Source organism: Streptomyces sp. rh34, assembly GCF_002551245.1.
Lineage (GTDB): Bacteria > Actinomycetota > Actinomycetes > Streptomycetales > Streptomycetaceae > Streptomyces.
The window spans coordinates 150,645-167,485 of the sequence record NZ_NTGZ01000001.1 but is presented as its reverse complement, the minus strand read 5'-3'; the positions used below and the strand labels follow the sequence as shown (position 1 = coordinate 167,485).

Below are 16,841 nucleotides of genomic sequence, written 5' to 3'. Positions count from 1 at the left end.
CTAACGGACGCTCGGGGGAGGCAGCATGCCCCCTGGCACCCCGCCCCCGGCGCCCGCCACAGATCCCTGCGCGGTCACGCAGCGCATCGACAGGAGAGTCCCTCGTGCCGAAGTCACGTATCCGCAAGAAGGCCGACTTCACGCCGCCCCCGGCGAAGCAGGCAACGACCATCAAGCTGACCAACCGCAGTTGGGTCGCTCCGGTGATGCTGGCCCTGTTCCTCATCGGGCTGGCCTGGATCGTGGTGTTCTACGTGACCGAAGGCGACCTGCCGGTCGATGCCCTGGGCAACTGGAACATCGTGGTCGGCTTCGGCTTCATCGCCGGCGGTTTCGCCGTGTCGACGCAGTGGAAGTGACGGACCACCTCCGCACAAGCCTTGCCCTGAGTTACCCACAGAGTTATCCACAGTCGGGGGAAAAGGTCAGACGATCTGTGGATAACCTCCACTCGTGTTGACGCCGGTGTGACTGCAGCCTCCCTCGTCGAGGGGGGCTGCACCCCGTTGTCCGGGCGGAAAGACCCAGCTCAGCGACGAGGGGAACGACTGTTCCTCTTGCCATGCACAAGATTCTCCGCACACTGTGGACAACTTTGGTCCACCTGGGGGTGGAGGGCCCCATTCCGCTCAGGTGAGGGACATCGTGCGGGCGACGATCATCACGACCGTCGCCAGCAGGACAAGCGCACAGGTGCCGATCTGCACGGCCGTACGCCGCTCGCGCGGGGCGTGGACCATGGCGACGGCGATGGCGACGCCCGCGATCAGACCGCCGACGTGCGCCTCCCAGGCGATGCCGCCCCAGGTGAAGGTGAAGACCATGTTGATCGCCAGCAGCACCAACACCGGCCGCATGTCGTAGTTCATCCGGCGCATCAGAACGGCGGTGGCGCCGAACAGGCCGTAGACCGCACCGGACGCCCCGAGCGAACCCTGGTTGGGCGCGGCGATCAGATAGGTCAGGGCGCTGCCCGCGAGACCGGACAACAGATAGAGCGCGAGATAGCGGGAGCGGCCGAGCGCGGCCTCCAGCTGTCCGCCGAGCCACCACAGCCCGAGCATGTTGAACCCGATGTGCACCACTTCCTGGTGCAGGAACATCGAGGTCACCAGGCGATACCACTGACCCTCGGCGACGCCTTCGACCGATCCCGGCGGCGGGCTCGGGTCCCATGCCAGCCCGAGCAGCGTCAGATCGTTCACCAGCGCGGGCCGGACGGAGACCAGGAGGAAGACGGCCAGATTGACGCCGAGCAGGATCTTGGTGACCAGGCGCGGGTCGGCGGCCACCGCACCGCCCGCCAGCGTGCGCGGCCGGGCGGCGGCCGGGTGGTGCCCGGTGCCCGAGCCCTGGCGTACGCAGTCGGGGCACTGGAAGCCGACCGAGGCGCTGACCATGCACTCGGGGCAGATGGGTCGCTCGCAGCGCGTACAGCTGATGCCGGTCTCGCGGTCGGGGTGGCGGTAGCAGGTCGGCGTCGGCACACCGCTTCCCGCGGCTGCACGGTCTCCCGGCGGCTGCTGGTCCATCGGTCCTGGCCTGCCTCTCGGTCCTCGTCGCTCGGCGGCGCGAACAGGGCCGCCCCGCTGGTCCGCTCTGTATCAGTACGGACGGGCAGGGCGGTTGGTTCCCGCGAGGGGTCGTCCGGCGAGAGGTCTGCGGCGAGGTCTCCGGCCGGGCCCCTCGGGAAGCGATCGTCAGCGGGTCTCGACGACCACGGACTCGATCACCACATCCTGCAGGGGACGGTCGGTGCGCGGATTGGTCGGGGTGGCCGCGATGGCGTCGACGACCGCGCGGCCCGCCTCACCGGACACCTCACCGAAGATGGTGTGCTTGCCGGTCAGCCAGGCGGTGGGGGACACGGTCAGGAAGAACTGCGAGCCGTTCGTCCCCGGACCCGCGTTCGCCATGGCCAGCAGATAGGGCTGGGTGAAGCCCAGCTCCGGGTGGAACTCGTCGGCGAACTTGTAGCCGGGGCCGCCGGTGCCGTTGCCCAGCGGATCGCCGCCCTGGATCATGAAACCGCTGATGACACGGTGGAAGACGGTGCCGTCGTACAGCCGGTCCGTGGTTTTCTCCCCGGTCTCCGGATTGACCCACTCGCGCTGCCCGGTGGCCAGCTCGACGAAGTTCCGGACCGTCTTGGGGGCGTGGTTCGGCAGAAGCCGAATCTCGATGTCGCCCCGATTGGTCTTCAAGGTGGCGTAAAGCTGCTCGGCCACGGTCTGCCTTCCTTCGTCCTTCACCTGACGTCACATCCTTCGCTGACGTCCGCCGATCCTCCCACGGACCGGGAAATGTGCGGCCGGATGCCGGACGAAACGGCGCGTTCACCACCGAACCGTGGCATTGTCGTCGGCACACTTCACATGAACCGTTTCGGCCGCACACGGCGATCATGACCCGGATGCCCGTCCCGCATGCCGGGCTTGGACGCAACAGGCATGATTTCGAACTGGGCGGACAGGCGGAGTACCTACCCGCCACCAAGGAGGAGGATCTCGTGACCCGCATCGACAGCGTGCGCGCCGCAACCGACTCGGCGAAGGACAGCGCGCAGCACGCCGCGGAAGTGGTGGCGCCCTACGCCGACACGGCCAAGGAGCAGGCGGCCCACTACGCGCACGAGGCGCGCGTACGGCTCGCGCCCAAGGTGACGAAGGCGGCCCAGCAGGCCCGTGTCCAGTACGCGTCCCATCTCGCACCGCGCCTCGAACAGGCCCGTACGCACGTGCCACCCAAGGTCGACGAGGCCGCGCATCGCGCCAAGGCCTCCACCCGCAGGGCCGCACGGAGCGCCGCCGACTACACCGCCCCCCGCGTCGAACACGCCCGGTCGGTGGCCCTGCCCGTCGCCGAGCAGGCTTCCGCCCGCAGCGCGGCCGCCCTGGCGGCGCTGCGCACCCAGGTGACGGCCAAGGAGATCCAGAAGCTGGCCAGGAAGCACCAGCGGCGGGCCAAGGCGGGCCGGGCCGCGAAGGGGTTCCTGGTGCTGGGCGTCCTGGCCGGCGGCGCCTACGCCGCCTGGCGCTGGTGGGACAAGCAGGCCAACCCGGACTGGCTGGTCGAGCCGCCCGTCGCCACCGAGGTGGGCGACGAGCGTGCGCCGCTCAGCTCGGTCGACGGCAGCGACCGGGCCGACCTCGACCCGGAGGTCCAGGCCAAGCAGGCCGAGGCCGAGTCGGGCGAGGGGGGCACCCCCGGGCTCGACGACCGGCCCTGACCGGGCCGGCACGGGGCGCCCCGTGCGCACCCCCTGACAGAACGAACGCGGCTGCGGTAACCGCCCGGGCGGTTACCGCAGCCGCGTTCGTTCTGTCGCGTCCTCTCGCCCCGGATCGCCGTAAGACGGCGACGGAGCCCCGCCCCCTGGCGACTACCGGCTCACGGCGAAGCGCATCAGGGCCTGCTCGTCGCCCTGCTTGATCTTCCCGGTCTCGTTGATCACCTGGAGCTTCCAGCCCGCGCCCTCACGGATCGCCTTGGCCACGGCGACGCCGTTGTCCTGGGTGAGCATGCTCGGCCAGATGTCGGCGACCTGCTGCGTGCTGCCGCCCGTCGCGTCGTACACCTTGAAGCTGATGTTGCGCGCGTTGCTGAACGCGCTCCGCTTCTTGTACGCGGCGGCGATGAAGACGATCGCCGTGATGTTCGAAGGAATCTTGGCGAACTCGACGGTCACCGTCTCGTCGTCACCGTCACCGTGCCCGGTCTGGTTGTCCCCGCTGTGCACCAGCGAGCCGTTGCCCAGCGGGTCCAGCGAGTCCAGACCTGCCAGCCGCACCGGGTCCCCGCCCTGCAGCGCGATGGCGATCAGGTCGAGGTCCGTGCCGGCCTTCTGCCGGATCTTCCCCATCAGGCCGCCGCTGCTCCCGACGGTGGGGTCCCAGGACGCCCCGATGGACAGGTGGGTCACCCCACCCAGGTCGGCCGGGCCGTCTTCCTTCGTCAACGTGATCATGCCTGAGTCCTTTTTGTGGCTCGACTGTTTACGTATGAAGTGTGCCTGGTGCCTCCGGTACACGGTCCCGGAGGAAGCGCGCCGGTTCCGGATCGTACGAGATCGGGTCCCGGCAGGCGGCCAGGCGCTCGGCGGTCCTCCGATGCGAGAGAAGACGAGAAGGACCCCCCTGAGCCGCGTTATCGCAGTTCAGGGGGGCCACTGCAGGTGGAGCCCAGGAAATTCGAACCCGAAATCGTTACCTTCTTGTCCTGCGGTTTTACCGAAGAACCGGGCGTCCGATCCCGTTCCATCCTCCTGAGCCCCGCTCGATCCCCCTCGCACTCGTCAACCCTCTCGGATCGAGAGTCCGCTCCGTGAGCCCAGGCAGATGAGTGTGCGCTCGACGGGGGTTACCTCGCAGCGGTCGCCGCGCCGGTCATGGGCGCCAGCTTGTCGGCTTCGGCGACGGCGGCGCTCCAGCTGAACTCGTTGTTGTCGCTGAAGTAATAGTAGGTGGCGCCGTTGGGCATCATCGCGACCGTGATGCCGCCGTACCCGGACATGAACGGTACGTGGAACGGGCTGGTGTAGGCGGGGTTGTCGGCGGATGTGAACTCGACGCCCCAGAAGCCGTTCTGGTATCTCATGGGCTTGGTACCGGTGGTGGTCATGCCACGAGCCTGCGGTGTGCGTTGCATGCTGGCCGCGAGCAGTGCCGGGTCGAGTATCTGCGTGCCGTTGACGGTGCCGTGGTCGTTGTTGAGGAATTTCGCGAACCGGGCGACGGAGTCCTGTGTCCAGAACATGCCGTAGCCGCCGAAGGGTGCTCCGCCGGGCCTGTTGTCGGTGCGGGAGGAGATGAGGGAGTCGGGCCCGATGCCGATGGGTTCGAGCACGTCGTCGCGGAGCATGTCGAAGATGTCGGCGCCCGTACCGGTCTTCTCCTGCAGGTAGTTGTTCATCGCGCGGGTGGCGAGGAAGGTGTCCGAGGTGTGGTACACCCACTTGCTGCCCGGGGTGGCCTTACGGGGGAAGGACAGGGCGAGTCGCATCTTGTCGGCGTAGGACTCGGCTGCGAAGAAACCCGCCATGGTGCGGCCCGCCTCGTCCGTCTCGTAGCCGGGCCAGGTGTAGTTGCCGGTGGCCATGTCGAGGGTGTGGTCGAGGGTGACGCCACTCCACGCGCTGTTGCTGGTGGTCTCGGGGATCCGGTCGGAGAGCTTCTCCTGGGCCACGGCCGGGCCGTAGCGCTTCGCCAGACGCAGCATGGCTGTTCCCGCGAATGCCGACTTCGCGGTCGAGTACGAGGGCAGGAGCATCTGGCCGCAGAACGGGTACTCCCCTTGCCGGGTCCGGCAGTTGCCGACGTAGTGGACTTCGTCGAAGTAGAAACCGAAGGTGCTCAGTGCGGACGGCGTGATGCCGGAGCCGAACTTCGAGATATCCACCCCACTGCCCGGGTGGTCGGTCGTCAGCGCCGAGATGGGCTTGGTCGGGAGCCGGTCACCCACTTCGGAGGCGTACGCATCGCGCAGGTTCTCGGCGCCGTCGACGGGGCCGGGCCGGTAGTCGGCCGGTACCTGGCCCCACATGTCGAACTGGAAGTAGGCGCAGGTCTCGGTCGTTATCTGGTAGCGGACTTCGGATACCGATGTGGCGTCGAAGAGGAACGTCAGGGTGCCGTTGTGCACGCAGTTCGCGTTGCGCTCGATGAGTGCGAAGGGGAGCGAGGCGCGGGTGCGTTGGCCGTCGCCGTCCTCGTTCCACGCACGGCCGGGGCCCACCGCAAGGTTCCACGCCTGATTCCCCGTGTACTGCAGCCCCCGCTTCGCCGGGACGAGATGGCTGCCGTTCTGCACGAGGGCCATGTCGACCGGCGGCAGGTGTCGGGTGGCTGCTGCGTCTCCGTATCCGTGCGGGTCTTTCCGTACGCGGAAGCCGCCGGTGGTGGAGAGTCCCTCGAGGGTGAGGGTGCCTTCGAAGCTGTGGGTGGGTGGCGCCGCGTGCGCGGGGAGCGCGAAGGCGTTGTCGGGCACGGTGTCCTCGGCGGTGCCCCCGGTGAGTTGGCCGGCGGTGAGTTCGGTCCGGTTCACCGCACCGCTTCCGGTGAGCGGATCACCGGGTACGGGCACGGTTCCGGCGGGCGCCGCCATCGTCGGAGGCGGGGCGGCGAACAGCCCCACGAGCACGGCGGCGGTGGCGGCGGCACGGCGTAGCCGCCGGGATCGGAACGGTCTCGGCATGGTGCGAAGTCCTCTCGGGCCGGCAACTGATGCGGGATATCGCCGCATGGTGGGGCGCACCGGGGCCGCCGTCCAATGCCTGCCCGGTCTGGTCAGGCTGCCCGCCAGGCATACGTCCAGCTCTCCTGGGACTGCCGGCCGTCGGGCCGGCGGGCGATCACGCCTCGCGTCGCGGCGAGGGCTGTGGCCCGCAGTCGTCGCTGCGGTTCATAGGCGGGTGGCGGCCTGCGGCCCGTACCGCTCGATACAGAAGCGGGACAACCCGGCCGCGAATGCCTCGATGCTGCGCAGCGCATAGTGTCCGGCGTCCCACGCGGCGTGCAGGTGGATCTGCAGCGGCTCACCCACGCTGTCGAGGATCAGCAGCGCGCGCAGGTCGAAGCGGGGATCGTCGGAGACCACCGCGACACCATGGCCCGAGGCCGCCATGGCCTGTGCGACGTGCGGGGTATCGCATTCCAGCACGATGTCGTACGAGGCGTCCGCATCCTGCACGGCATGGTCCAGGATGCGGCGGGTGCCGTGCGCCGGGGTGAGGACGATGAGGGGCTCCGCGGCGAGTTCCCTGATGGTGACCTGGTCCCGGTCCGCCCAGGCGTGGTCGGCACGGACGTAGGCCCACAGCGGCAGGCGGGCCACCGGGAGCCCGGCGAAACGGCGCCTCGGAGGTGCCGAGGAGATGGCTACATCGGCGCCCCTCGCAAGGGCCTGGTACGCATACGCCGGGCTCTCCGCCTGCACGGTGACGAGCGGATCCTCCGGCCCCCAGGTGGCCAGGAACGGCGCGATCACGTCGGTGATGGTGGTGGGCGGCGCCGCCACGGTGATCCGCATGGCACGACCGGCAGCCAGCGCACCGACTGCGGCCTCGGCGGCGTCCGCGCGGGCGACCAGATCGCGGGCCAGTGGCAGGAAGCGTCGGCCGGCCGCCGTCAGGACCAACTGTTTGCCGCCGCGGTCGAAGAGGGTCATGCCCAATGCCGCTTCCAGGCCGCGCAGTTGGCGCGACAGCGACGGCTGGGCGACGTGGACCACCTCGGCGGCCCTGGTGACGGAACCGGTCTCCACGATGGTCAGGAAGTAGCGCAACACTCGGAGTTCCATGGCGATGGCCCCTCGGGAGATGGAGGAGGCAGGACACCTTCATGCCTCAAAGGCATGGTAATCAGCCCTCCCAAGTATTTGAGGCTATGGCTGACTGGCTGCATTCTTGTCCCACCCTCGGCCCCGCCATCCGGAGTCCATGGCCGTCGGCGCCCTGCATCTCCCGTCGGCTCCCCAGAGAAACCCTCCCTTCGATTGGCTGGTGTTCCCGCATGGCCCGCCCTCTGCCCCTGATCCTTGCCCAGGCACCCGGCCGCCCGGCCGACGACCTCGCAGGCTTCACCGCCGACGTGGAGCGGCGCGTGAAGCTGCGCGCACCCGGAGCCCTCGTGGTCTACCCCGAGCTGCACCTCGGCGAGAGTGCCCCTGGCGTGCCGGCGGCCCCGGAGAAGGCCGCCGAGCTGCTCGACGGCAAACGGGATGCGGCCTTCGCCGAGCTCGCGGGCGATCTGGGCATCTGGCTGGTCCCCGGCAGCGTCTACGAGCGGGGCACCGGTGACCGCGTCCACAACACGACACCGGTCTATTCACCGCGGGGCGAGCGCCTCGCCGCGTACCGCAAGATCTGCCCGTGGCGCCCGTACGAGACGACCACACCGGGCAACCGGTTCGAGGTCGTCGACCTGGTCGGGGTCGGCCGCATCGGACTGTCCATCTGCTACGACAGCTGGTTCCCGGAGATCTCCCGCCATCTGGCGTGGATGGGCGCCGAGTTGATCGTCAACGTGGTGCGTACGTCGACGAGCGACCGCGCGCAGGAGGTCGTCCTCAACCGCGCCAATGCCATCACCAATCAGGTCTTCGTCGCCAGCGTCAACTCCGCCGCCCCGTCCGGTATCGGCCGCAGCCTCGTCGTCGATCCGCAGGGCACGGTGCGTGCCGAAACCGTCGATGCCGGCGACTCCACCCTCACCGACGTGATCGACCTCGACGAGGTCAGCAACGTCCGCCGCTACGGCACCGCCGGCCTCAACCGGATCTGGAGCCAATTCCGCCCCGGTGACCCGGCCCTCGATCTCCCGCTGTACGGGGGCCGCATCGACCCCACCACCTGGAACCCCGCCCACACCACCGAGGAGCCACCACGATGAGCAGCGAGACCACAGGGAACACCGCGAGACTGAAGGGCGACCTGAGCCTGTTCTCCGTCGTCCTGTTCGGCCTGGCCTACATCTCCCCCGGCATCGTCGTCACGCTCTTCGGCGTGGTCGCCGCCACCAGCGGCGGCGTGGCCCCGACCGCGTTCGCCGTCGCCGCCCTCGCGATGCTGCTCACCGGGCTGAGTTACGCGAGGATGGCGCGCGCGGTGCCCGGCTCGGGGTCGGTCTACACCTACGCCCGCAAGATGCTCGACAGCCGCATCGGTTTCCTGTCCGGCTGGGCGATGCTGCTCGACTACTTCTTCATCCCGATGGTCGGCTGGCTGATCACGGCGATCTACTTCAACGCCCAGTTCCCCGGCATACCCAAGTGGGTCTGGCTGATCGTCTCGGTGGGCATCACCACCGTCATCAACATCTTCGGCATGAAGCTCGCGGACCGCGTCAACAAGGTCCTGATGTTCGTCGCACTGGGGTCGCTGGTCCTCTTCGCCACCCTGTGTGTCGTCTTCCTCGGCGAGAACGGCTCATCCGCCCCCGTCACGGACACCGTGTGGAACTCCGGTACGGCGATCGGCGCGGTCACCGCGGCCGCCGCCATCGCCGCGTACTCCTTCCTCGGCTTCGACGCCGTCTCCACGCTCGGTGAAGAGGCCAAGGGCGGGGCGAGGACGATCGGCCGAGGCATCATCGGCTGCGTCATCGCCGCCGGAGCGATCTTCATCGTGCTGTCCTTCGTGATGCAACTGGTCCACCCCGGCGCGGAGTTCGCCGACGTCGACGCGGCCGCCTACCACTTGAAGGTCCAAGTCGGCGGCGAGACGTACGCCGAGATCATCAACTTCGTCACCATCGCCGGATCCATCGCCTCCTGCATCGCCCTGCAAGCCTCCGCCGCCCGCCTCATGTACGTGATGGGACGCGACGGCGTACTGCCCAAGGCCGTCTTCGGCAAGCTGTCGACGAAGACGGGCACGCCCGTCCTGAACCTGCTGCTGACCGCGGCCGCCGGTGTCATCGCCATGAAGCTCGACCTGACCACAGCCACCTCGTTCATCAACTTCGGCGCCTTCCTCGGCTTCACCCTGGTGAACGTCTGCGTGATCGCCCACCTGGTCCGCGAACGCCGACAGGGCCGCACCCCCAACCTCTTCTCGCACCTGGTGATGCCAGCCATCGGCGCCGCCGTTTCCGTCTACCTCCTCACGAGGCTCGGTGATGTCGCACTCCAGATCGGCGGCGTCTGGCTGGCAATCGGCATCGTCTACCTGGCCGTCCTGACCAAGGGCTTCCGCCGGCCCGCACCGGAGATGACCTTCGACGACGACACCGAGGCCAAGGACAAGGTCACCGCGTAGCTCGCCTCCCGCTCCTGGGCTCGTCGTGCGGTATCACGACGCCAGCACCGGCCGAGCCGCCCACTGAACGGGCAACACCGTCAGGTCCGGAGTCGCGTCATCGTCCGGGCCTGCGGCATCGCCACCGACGACTTCCCATACGGGGCCGGCCCCTCGGGGAGCCGGGATTCGATCTGCACCCACAGGCGGCAGATGGCACCCGCGGGGAGGGGGGCCGCGTCAGCACCATCGGGCTGACACGTCAACACAGAAAACCAGGACAAAAACACCCCCCTGACTGCGTTTACGCAGGTCAGAGGGGTGTTGCAAGTGGAGCCTAGGAGATTCGAACTCCTGACATCTGCCTTGCAAAGGCAGCGCTCTACCAACTGAGCTAAGGCCCCGGGCCACAACGAACGAGGGCAACGCCCAGCACGTCCGCGCCAGGGCTACCGTCGCAGACCAGAGTACCGGGTGACCCCCGCAATTCTGCAAAAGGATAGGGACTCCCGGTGGCCGACCACGCTCCGTAAGATGCTCGCAAGGTTCGCAGCAGCGAAGCGGCAGCGATGGGGAGACGCCATGGACGCAGCGCAACAAGAGGCGACGGCAAGAGCCAGAGAGCTTCAACGCAGTTGGTACGGGGAGCCGTTGGGGGCGCTCTTCCGTCGACTGATCGATGATCTCGGCCTGAACCAGGCCCGGCTGGCCGCTGTTCTCGGGCTCTCCGCCCCGATGCTCTCCCAATTGATGAGCGGCCAGCGGGCCAAGATCGGGAATCCCGCGGTGGTCCAGCGCGTCCAGGCCCTCCAGGAGCTGGCGAGCCAGGTGGCCGACGGCAGCGTCAGCGCGGGCGAGGCCACCGACCGCATGGAGGAGATCAAGAAGTCGCAGGGCGGGTCGGTCCTGACCGCCACCGGCCAGACCACCTCCACCGGCAGCGCTCCCACCGTCCGCCGTGTGGTGCGCGAGATCCAGTCCCTGTTGCGGTCGGTCGCGGCGGCCGGCGACATCATCGACGCTTCGGACGCCCTCGCCCCGACCCACCCGGAGCTGGCAGAGTTCCTCAAGGTGTACGGAGCGGGACGCACCGCGGACGCGGTCGCGCACTACGAGGGGCACCAGAGCTAACGGCTCCGGGCCACGACGGACGACGGACCAGGGCACGCGCACCGCGCGACGCCCTGGTGCCGGCAGGGGCACGGGGGCCGGACACGGGCCGCGGCGGACGCCGCGGCACCACGGGAACGGGGAGCGGGCGCAGCGCAATGGGTGAGGTCTTCGCCGGTCGGTACGAGCTGATCGATCCGATCGGGCGGGGCGGGGTCGGCGCCGTCTGGCGCGCCTGGGACCACCGCCGCCGCAGGTACGTCGCGGCCAAGGTGCTCCAGCAGAGCGACGCGCACACGCTGCTGCGCTTCGTCCGCGAGCAGGCGCTGCGCATCGAGCACCCGCATGTCCTCGCCCCGGCCAGCTGGGCCGCCGACGACGACAAGGTCCTGTTCACCATGGACCTGGTGAGCGGCGGCTCGCTCGCCCATGTCATCGGCGACTACGGCCCGTTGCCCCCGCGCTTCGTCTGCCTGCTGCTGGACCAGCTGCTCTCCGGCCTCTCCACGGTGCACGCCGAAGGAGTGGTGCACCGCGACATCAAGCCCGCCAACATCCTGATGGAGGCGACCGGGACGGGCCGCCCGCATCTGCGCCTCTCCGACTTCGGCATCTCGATGCGCAAGGGCGAACCCCGGCTGACCGAGACCAACTACGTGGTCGGCACGCCCGGCTACTTCGCCCCCGAGCAGATGATGGGCGCCGAGCCCGACTTCCCCGCGGACCTCTTCGCGGTCGGCCTGGTCGCGCTCTACCTCATCCAGGGCCGGAAGCCCGACTCCCAGGCGCTGGTCGAGCACTTCGCCGCGCACGGCACCCCGAGCGCCCCCAACGGCATTCCCGAGCCGTTGTGGCAGGTTCTCGCCGGTCTGCTCCAGCCGGACCCGCACGCCCGGTTCCGGACCGCGACGGGCGCGCGCAAGGCCCTCACCGCGGCGGTCGAGATGCTGCCCGAACCCGGCCCGGACGACGAGCCGGTGGAGGTGTTCGACCAGATCGGGCCGCTGCCGGCGGGATTCGGCCCCGACGGGCCCGTAACGGCCCCTCGGCAGCCCGAGGAGCCCGCGCCCGCCCCCGCCGCCGGGCCGCCGCGGCCGGCCGTTCCGGGGCCCGGTCAGCAGGCCTACGCACCGCCCCCCACGTCGATGTCGGAGACCGGCAGCTTCCACCTCGCGCCCCCGCCCGGAACCCCGCCCCCACAGCAACAGCCCTACCAGGAGCCAGGTTTCCAGGAGCCAGGGCTCCAGCAGCCGGGGCCCCAGCAGCAGCCGGCCGTCCCGTCCACCGTGGACACGCCGCCCCCGTACGCCGTCGGCGCGCCGGACGCCTCCCGGGCGCCGACCTCCGGCGTACCGCACGAACCCCTCGCCACCCGCGCCTACACCGCCCAGGAGCCGCACCCACCGGTGCCGGCCCCGCCGGTTCAGCACGCCGCGCCGCACGTTCCCGGGCGCCGAACGCGTCCGGGACCGCCCCCGAAGGTGGCGGTCCCGGTGCTGGTGGTGGCGCTGATCTGCTTCGCGGTCGGGATCTGGGCCCTGACCCAGATCTGAACGCTCCCGCCGCCGGGCCGACTACCGGCCCTGCGGCGGCTGGTGGCCCCCACCGGCCGGCGAACCGACGGCCGGCGAACCGGAGGCCGGGGCCCCGGCGGCGCGACGGCGGGCCAGCAGCGTCCAGACGCCCAGCCCGAGCACCAGCACGGACCCCGTACCGATACCGGCCGCGGCGACCACCGTCATCGGACCGCTCTGCGCGGCCTCCCGGGCGGTCTTCCCCTTCCGGGCCACCTCCCGGTCCTGGTCGGTGACGCCGAAGACCCCGGCGTCACCCTCGTACGGAGACGTCTCGGCGTCGTTCTTCACCTGGACCGCCAGCTCGAAGGGGATCGGCTCGTCGCCGTAGGACTCCTTGAGCTTCGGGCTGAGGGACACCGACAGGTAGTACCAGCCCGCGAAGCGCATGCTGCTGACCTGGGGCGAGGGGTCGAACCTGTTGCGGTAGGCCACCGGCGGCAGCGGCCTCAGGGACGCGGAAGCGGGCCCTCCGGAATACGAGAGCGTGGCGTCGGAGACATGCCCCTGGGCGGGGTTGCCCAGCGACAAGGTGAGCGCGTTGCCCACGAACTCCTTGTTGTCGCCGGTGCTGTTGGAGAGCCCGGCGGTGGCGTGGATCTGCTGTCCCCAGTCCACCGGCACCCGGTAGAAGCGGGTCTGCCCCGGGGCGACCGTGTCCTGCCAGCGGCCGTTCTCCAGGCTGGTGGCCTCGGAGTACCCGGCCCCGCCGGACCGCTTCCGCTGCTCCCCGGTCAGCGGCTTCGCCGGGGCCGAGGGCCAACTGTCGGGCCCGTCGGTCGGCATGGCCGCCGCGCTCTTCAACCGCGGCTCCTGAAGGAAGCGCAACTCCAGTTCCCAGGCGTCGGTGTTGGAGGCGTCCTTGCTCTCGCGCTCGACGAGGACGTCGTACTGGCCGCTCTCCTGGCAGATGGTGCTGCCTTCTTCGACGGTCCGGGAGACGTACGCTGCGATGGGACGCGCGTACTCGCCCGCGCCGAAGTTCGCCCGCGCCGAACTGCACTGGGTGTCGTCGGTCTCCCGGAGACTGACGTTGATGCCGTCGCCGTAGGCGACCTTGCCACTGTCGCCGGGCACCGCGACCGCCGAGACATAGGCGGCGGAGACATCGTCCAGCGTGACCCGGTAATAGAGCTTCTCGCCCGGCCTGATCGTGCTGCGGTACGGGACGCCCTCGTCGAGTTCGGACGCCTCGACGTTCGCCGTCGCGCCCTGCACGTTCTTCGCGTCGGGGTCGAACGCGTACGCCCCGGGGCCGGCCGCGTACGCCTGCCCCGGCAGGGCCGCCACCGCGCACATCGCCGCGAGCACCGCGGCCACCACCCGGCCCCTGTTGCGCTGCCTCTTCACGCGCTTCCCCTCGTCGTCCTCACGCGCCGGTGCCGTCGACCGCCCGGCCGCGATGCCGGTCCATCCTGCCCCGCCCCCACCGCCGGTGTCTCCGGCCCCTGCCGCATTGCCCCTCTTGTCCGCGTTACCGCCCTCGCCGACACCCATCAGGGTTCACCAGAGCAATTTATGTATGTGCTCAAGCGAACTCAAGAGGCCGAGGGGCAGAGAGGTACGGGCGTCACACGCGCACTACAAAGGGCCCGCACGCCGGCGAACGGGCCCCGAACAGCACGAAGCCCCGGCCGCTCAGCGACCGGGGCCCGTAACAGACTGTGCCGTCTCACACACCCGAACCTGCGGGCACGGAGTCGGTCGCCTCCGTCCACAGATCCTGCTCGGCGCGATCCGCCTGGATCTGGCGGTACACGAGGAGCCCGCCGATGGCGGCCAGTGCGACCAGGAGAAGCTTCTTCACCGCGCGACCTCGTCTTTCCTTGGCGTAAGGGCCTTCTGCCGCCGACTATACACACCGGCCGATACCGATCGGTGACCTGCCCGGGACCCCGGAGCAACCCCTCGACGACGTCCGGAACGACCCCCCGGCGCGCTCTTCCGACCGCTCACGAGGGCCTGTCCACTCCGGTTGCACCATACGAGTGGTGTTCATCTGAAGATCGGCGCAGAGCGGGCGTCGCTCCTCGAAATCACGGCCCGGATCCACATGATCGGAGAAGTCAGCAACCGGACCGTCCGAAAGCGAGGGGCCATGAGCACCTTCCAGCCCAAGAACCTCTGGACCGCCTTCATCACCGCCTTCTTCGCCCTCCTGGCGTCGCTGGGCCTCGCCACCGCCACGGCGAACGCCGCGAACGCCACGAACGCCGCAGCGCAGCCGAGCGCCACGACCCAGGAGCACACGGCCGCCACCGCGGCAACTCCGATCGCCCCCTCGGTCCGATGGACCCTTCCGCGTGACCGGGCCCTTCCGCCCACGATGAAGCAGCGCATCCGCGCCGAGGCCCACGGCTCCTCCCCGGCCACCCGGCACCTGTCGCTCGACCCCGCGGAGACCGGCCGCACGACCGGCCCGGCCGGCTCCCACCACTCAGCCCCGGAAGGCGACTCCCCGGCGCCACCCCCCTGATCCCGGCGCCCACCGCACTCCGGGGCCCCTGGTCCGGTTCACACCGGCCGGGGGCCCTTCCGTGTGCCCGGGGCCGTCCCGAACGACGCGTCAGAACCGCCGGCGAGCGGTCCGCGGTGCGCCGGACGACCATGGAAGGGTCCGGCGCACCGCCGAAAGGACCGTTCGATGAGCTCTCGTGGCACCACCTTCGCGGCCTTCGGGACCGCCGTCGCGCTCCTCACGCTCACGGCCTGCTCCTCGGCCTCCACCGGTACGGCGTCGAGCCCGGGCAGCGCCGTACCGGCGGCGGCGACCAGCAGCCCGGACGACGGCGCACCGCCGGGCGCGGAGATCCTGGGCAGGCCCCGGACCGGGGAGCCGTTCAAGCTGACCATCACGTACTCGGACACGCCCAAGCTGGACGAGTTCGAGGTGACCGTCGACGAGGTCCGATGCGGCGACCCCCTGGACCCGAAGGTCCTCGCGCACGCGTCCGACTTCGTGACCGAGCCGACGCCCGCTCCCACGCCCGAGGAGGGCAAGCAGTACTGCGTGGTCACCATGGAGGTGCTGAACGTCGGAAAGAGCGAGGCCGACTGGAGCGCGGACGGAGCGACCACGCTCAACGTCGGCGACATCGCGTACAGCCCGACCGAGAGCGACAACGAACTCGCGAGCCACTACGCGCAGTACTGGTCCGACCAGGGCAAGGCTGACCCGTCCGCCGGTATCAACCCTGGAAGCAAGGGCCCGATGCACGGCGTCTTCCAGATACCGGCCGCCGACAGGCCCACGACGGTCTGGGTCGCGTCCGACCACTTGCTGGAGACCATCGACGGAGTCGAGCCCGGCTACCTGGTCCAGCTCGATTCATCGGACTGAGAACGGGCCGGCCTCGCCCGGTCCCACCGACGCGAGACCCCCGGCCATGGGTGACCAGGGGTCTTCGTTCTGGGGGCCGGCAGGAGGTGAACGCCGTACGTGGATCCCGATCCACGGATGCGTCGCGACTCCGGGTCACCGGTCCGAGCGCTGCGGGCGGCCGAACCGTTCAGCCCTGCTGCAGTGCGGCAAGGCCCTTCCGCAGGTCTTCGCTGTTCATTACCGGCTGGATCTCGATCTTCGCGCCGAGTCCCTCGAAGAGCGGCTCCCCGATGGTGGGCAGCAGCGAACTGTCCTGCATGTCGAAGACGAAGGTGCAGCACCGTCCGCCCTCGCTGGGCCCGAAGTAGGCCGCCTGGCTTGAGCCGTTCCGTCATCGCCTGCATGAGCTTCGGCATTGTGCCGCTCTTGATCGCTTCATTCGCGATCTGTGTGTCCATATGAGCTCTCAGCATGACCCTCATGGCATCGCTCCTTCCATCCACCGCGACCGGCGCGTTTCCGTCCGCGCGCGCCCTGACGTTCAGTGACGTCCGGCTCAGCCTTTCCCTGAGCGGTCAGGCCGGCAACTTCTTGCCCTCCATCCGGGGCTGCCCTCCCTCAACACCTCCCGCACCGAGCGCAGTCGCCTCACGCGCGACGAGGAGTCGGGCCGGCACTCCGGCCGCGGGGCTCGGGCACCCAGGCTCTGCGCGGCAGGTCTGGTCCTCACCTGGAGCGAGAACCGCGGAGACCGCCCGCACCACCGGCCCGGCCGGCCCCCACCACTCAGCCCCGGAAGCGACTCCCCGGCGCCCACCGCACTCCGGGGCCCCTGGTCCGGTTCACACCGGCGGGCGAGCCCGCACATACTCGCAGGCCGTGCTCCGCCGCACCTCCGGATCCGCTGAACGCCTGATACCGGCCGCACATGGCAAAGGCCCCCCACCGTCTCCGGTGAGGGGCCTTCGTGCTGGTGGGGCTAACAGGATTTGAACCTGTGGCCTCATCCTTATCAGGGATGCGCTCTAACCAACTGAGCTATAGCCCCGCCGCGCTGTCGCGCTGACTTCTGAAGATTAGCGCACGTCGGGGCCAGTCCCAA

General features: G+C 69.7%; 15 protein-coding genes, 2 tRNA genes and 1 pseudogene. 8 read left to right on the top strand and 10 right to left on the bottom strand.

Annotated elements, in window-relative coordinates:
- Window positions 1-104: 104 nt before the first annotated feature.
- Window positions 105-359 (top strand): cell division protein CrgA, encoded by a 255-nt coding sequence (gene crgA / locus CR470_RS00770; protein ID WP_097865620.1) that lies wholly within the window; start codon window positions 105-107, stop codon window positions 357-359.
- 270 nt (window positions 360-629) lie between these two features.
- On the opposite strand, the gene CR470_RS00765 is transcribed toward crgA, so the two are convergent.
- Window positions 630-1,532, bottom strand: a complete 903-nt coding sequence (locus CR470_RS00765; RefSeq protein ID WP_097865619.1) for a rhomboid family intramembrane serine protease — start codon at window positions 1,530-1,532, stop codon at window positions 630-632.
- A gap of 168 nt (window positions 1,533-1,700) precedes the next feature.
- Window positions 1,701-2,228 carry a peptidylprolyl isomerase gene (locus tag CR470_RS00760; RefSeq protein WP_097865639.1) on the bottom strand — a complete coding sequence of 176 codons (528 nt, stop codon included), beginning with the start codon at window positions 2,226-2,228 and terminating at the stop codon, window positions 1,701-1,703.
- Window positions 2,229-2,509: 281 nt separating this feature from the next.
- On the opposite strand from CR470_RS00760, the gene CR470_RS00755 reads away from it, so the two are divergent.
- Window positions 2,510-3,229: a DUF5324 family protein gene (locus CR470_RS00755; protein WP_097865638.1), complete on the top strand. Its 720-nt coding sequence runs from the start codon at window positions 2,510-2,512 to the stop codon at window positions 3,227-3,229.
- Window positions 3,230-3,382: 153 nt separating this feature from the next.
- On the opposite strand, the gene CR470_RS00750 is transcribed toward CR470_RS00755, so the two are convergent.
- From CR470_RS00750 to CR470_RS00740, 3 genes are all read right to left on the bottom strand, one after another.
- The gene (locus CR470_RS00750; protein ID WP_097865618.1) at window positions 3,383-3,967 is read right to left on the bottom strand and encodes a TerD family protein; all 585 of its coding nucleotides are present in this window, start codon (window positions 3,965-3,967) and stop codon (window positions 3,383-3,385) included.
- A gap of 392 nt (window positions 3,968-4,359) precedes the next feature.
- Window positions 4,360-6,192 carry a hypothetical protein gene (locus tag CR470_RS00745; RefSeq protein WP_097865617.1) on the bottom strand — a complete coding sequence of 611 codons (1,833 nt, stop codon included), beginning with the start codon at window positions 6,190-6,192 and terminating at the stop codon, window positions 4,360-4,362.
- A 207-nt stretch (window positions 6,193-6,399) separates the two neighbouring features.
- Window positions 6,400-7,284, bottom strand: a complete 885-nt coding sequence (locus CR470_RS00740) for a LysR family transcriptional regulator (protein WP_257138304.1) — start codon at window positions 7,282-7,284, stop codon at window positions 6,400-6,402.
- 224 nt (window positions 7,285-7,508) lie between these two features.
- On the opposite strand from CR470_RS00740, the gene CR470_RS00735 reads away from it, so the two are divergent.
- Both CR470_RS00735 and CR470_RS00730 read left to right on the top strand, forming a co-directional pair.
- The gene (locus CR470_RS00735) at window positions 7,509-8,387 is read left to right on the top strand and encodes a carbon-nitrogen hydrolase family protein (RefSeq protein ID WP_097865615.1); all 879 of its coding nucleotides are present in this window, start codon (window positions 7,509-7,511) and stop codon (window positions 8,385-8,387) included.
- On the top strand, window positions 8,384-9,754 hold the full coding sequence (locus tag CR470_RS00730) for an APC family permease (protein ID WP_097865614.1): 1,371 nt from the start codon (window positions 8,384-8,386) through the stop codon (window positions 9,752-9,754). The genes CR470_RS00735 and CR470_RS00730 overlap by 4 nt, the downstream gene beginning before the upstream one ends.
- A 310-nt stretch (window positions 9,755-10,064) precedes the next feature.
- On the opposite strand, the gene CR470_RS00725 is transcribed toward CR470_RS00730, so the two are convergent.
- Window positions 10,065-10,137, bottom strand: a tRNA-Ala gene (locus tag CR470_RS00725).
- A 178-nt stretch (window positions 10,138-10,315) separates the two neighbouring features.
- On the opposite strand from CR470_RS00725, the gene CR470_RS00720 reads away from it, so the two are divergent.
- Window positions 10,316-10,864 (top strand): helix-turn-helix domain-containing protein, encoded by a 549-nt coding sequence (locus CR470_RS00720; RefSeq protein WP_097865613.1) that lies wholly within the window; start codon window positions 10,316-10,318, stop codon window positions 10,862-10,864.
- Window positions 10,865-11,001: 137 nt separating this feature from the next.
- Window positions 11,002-12,396 (top strand): serine/threonine-protein kinase, encoded by a 1,395-nt coding sequence (locus CR470_RS00715; protein ID WP_097865612.1) that lies wholly within the window; start codon window positions 11,002-11,004, stop codon window positions 12,394-12,396.
- A 21-nt stretch (window positions 12,397-12,417) separates the two neighbouring features.
- Here the strand turns inward: CR470_RS00715 and CR470_RS00710 are convergent, their stop codons facing one another.
- Window positions 12,418-13,767: a hypothetical protein gene (locus tag CR470_RS00710; protein ID WP_097865637.1), complete on the bottom strand. Its 1,350-nt coding sequence runs from the start codon at window positions 13,765-13,767 to the stop codon at window positions 12,418-12,420.
- Between the two features lie 322 nt (window positions 13,768-14,089).
- Window positions 14,090-14,224, bottom strand: coding sequence for a DLW-39 family protein (locus CR470_RS00705; RefSeq protein ID WP_003958712.1), 135 nt, complete (start codon window positions 14,222-14,224; stop codon window positions 14,090-14,092).
- Window positions 14,225-14,515: 291 nt separating this feature from the next.
- Between CR470_RS00705 and CR470_RS00700 the strand changes: the two genes are divergently transcribed.
- Window positions 14,516-14,893 (top strand): DUF6344 domain-containing protein, encoded by a 378-nt coding sequence (locus CR470_RS00700; protein ID WP_097865611.1) that lies wholly within the window; start codon window positions 14,516-14,518, stop codon window positions 14,891-14,893.
- A gap of 168 nt (window positions 14,894-15,061) precedes the next feature.
- A complete protein-coding gene (locus CR470_RS00695; RefSeq protein WP_097865610.1) occupies window positions 15,062-15,757 on the top strand; it encodes a DUF4352 domain-containing protein in 696 nt (231 codons plus the stop codon).
- 169 nt (window positions 15,758-15,926) lie between these two features.
- Here CR470_RS00695 and CR470_RS00690 read toward each other — a convergent pair.
- Both CR470_RS00690 and CR470_RS00685 read right to left on the bottom strand, forming a co-directional pair.
- Window positions 15,927-16,221: pseudogene (locus tag CR470_RS00690) on the bottom strand (DUF3303 family protein).
- Window positions 16,222-16,710: 489 nt separating this feature from the next.
- A tRNA-Ile gene (locus tag CR470_RS00685) sits at window positions 16,711-16,787 on the bottom strand.
- Between the last annotated feature and the right edge of the window lie 54 nt (window positions 16,788-16,841).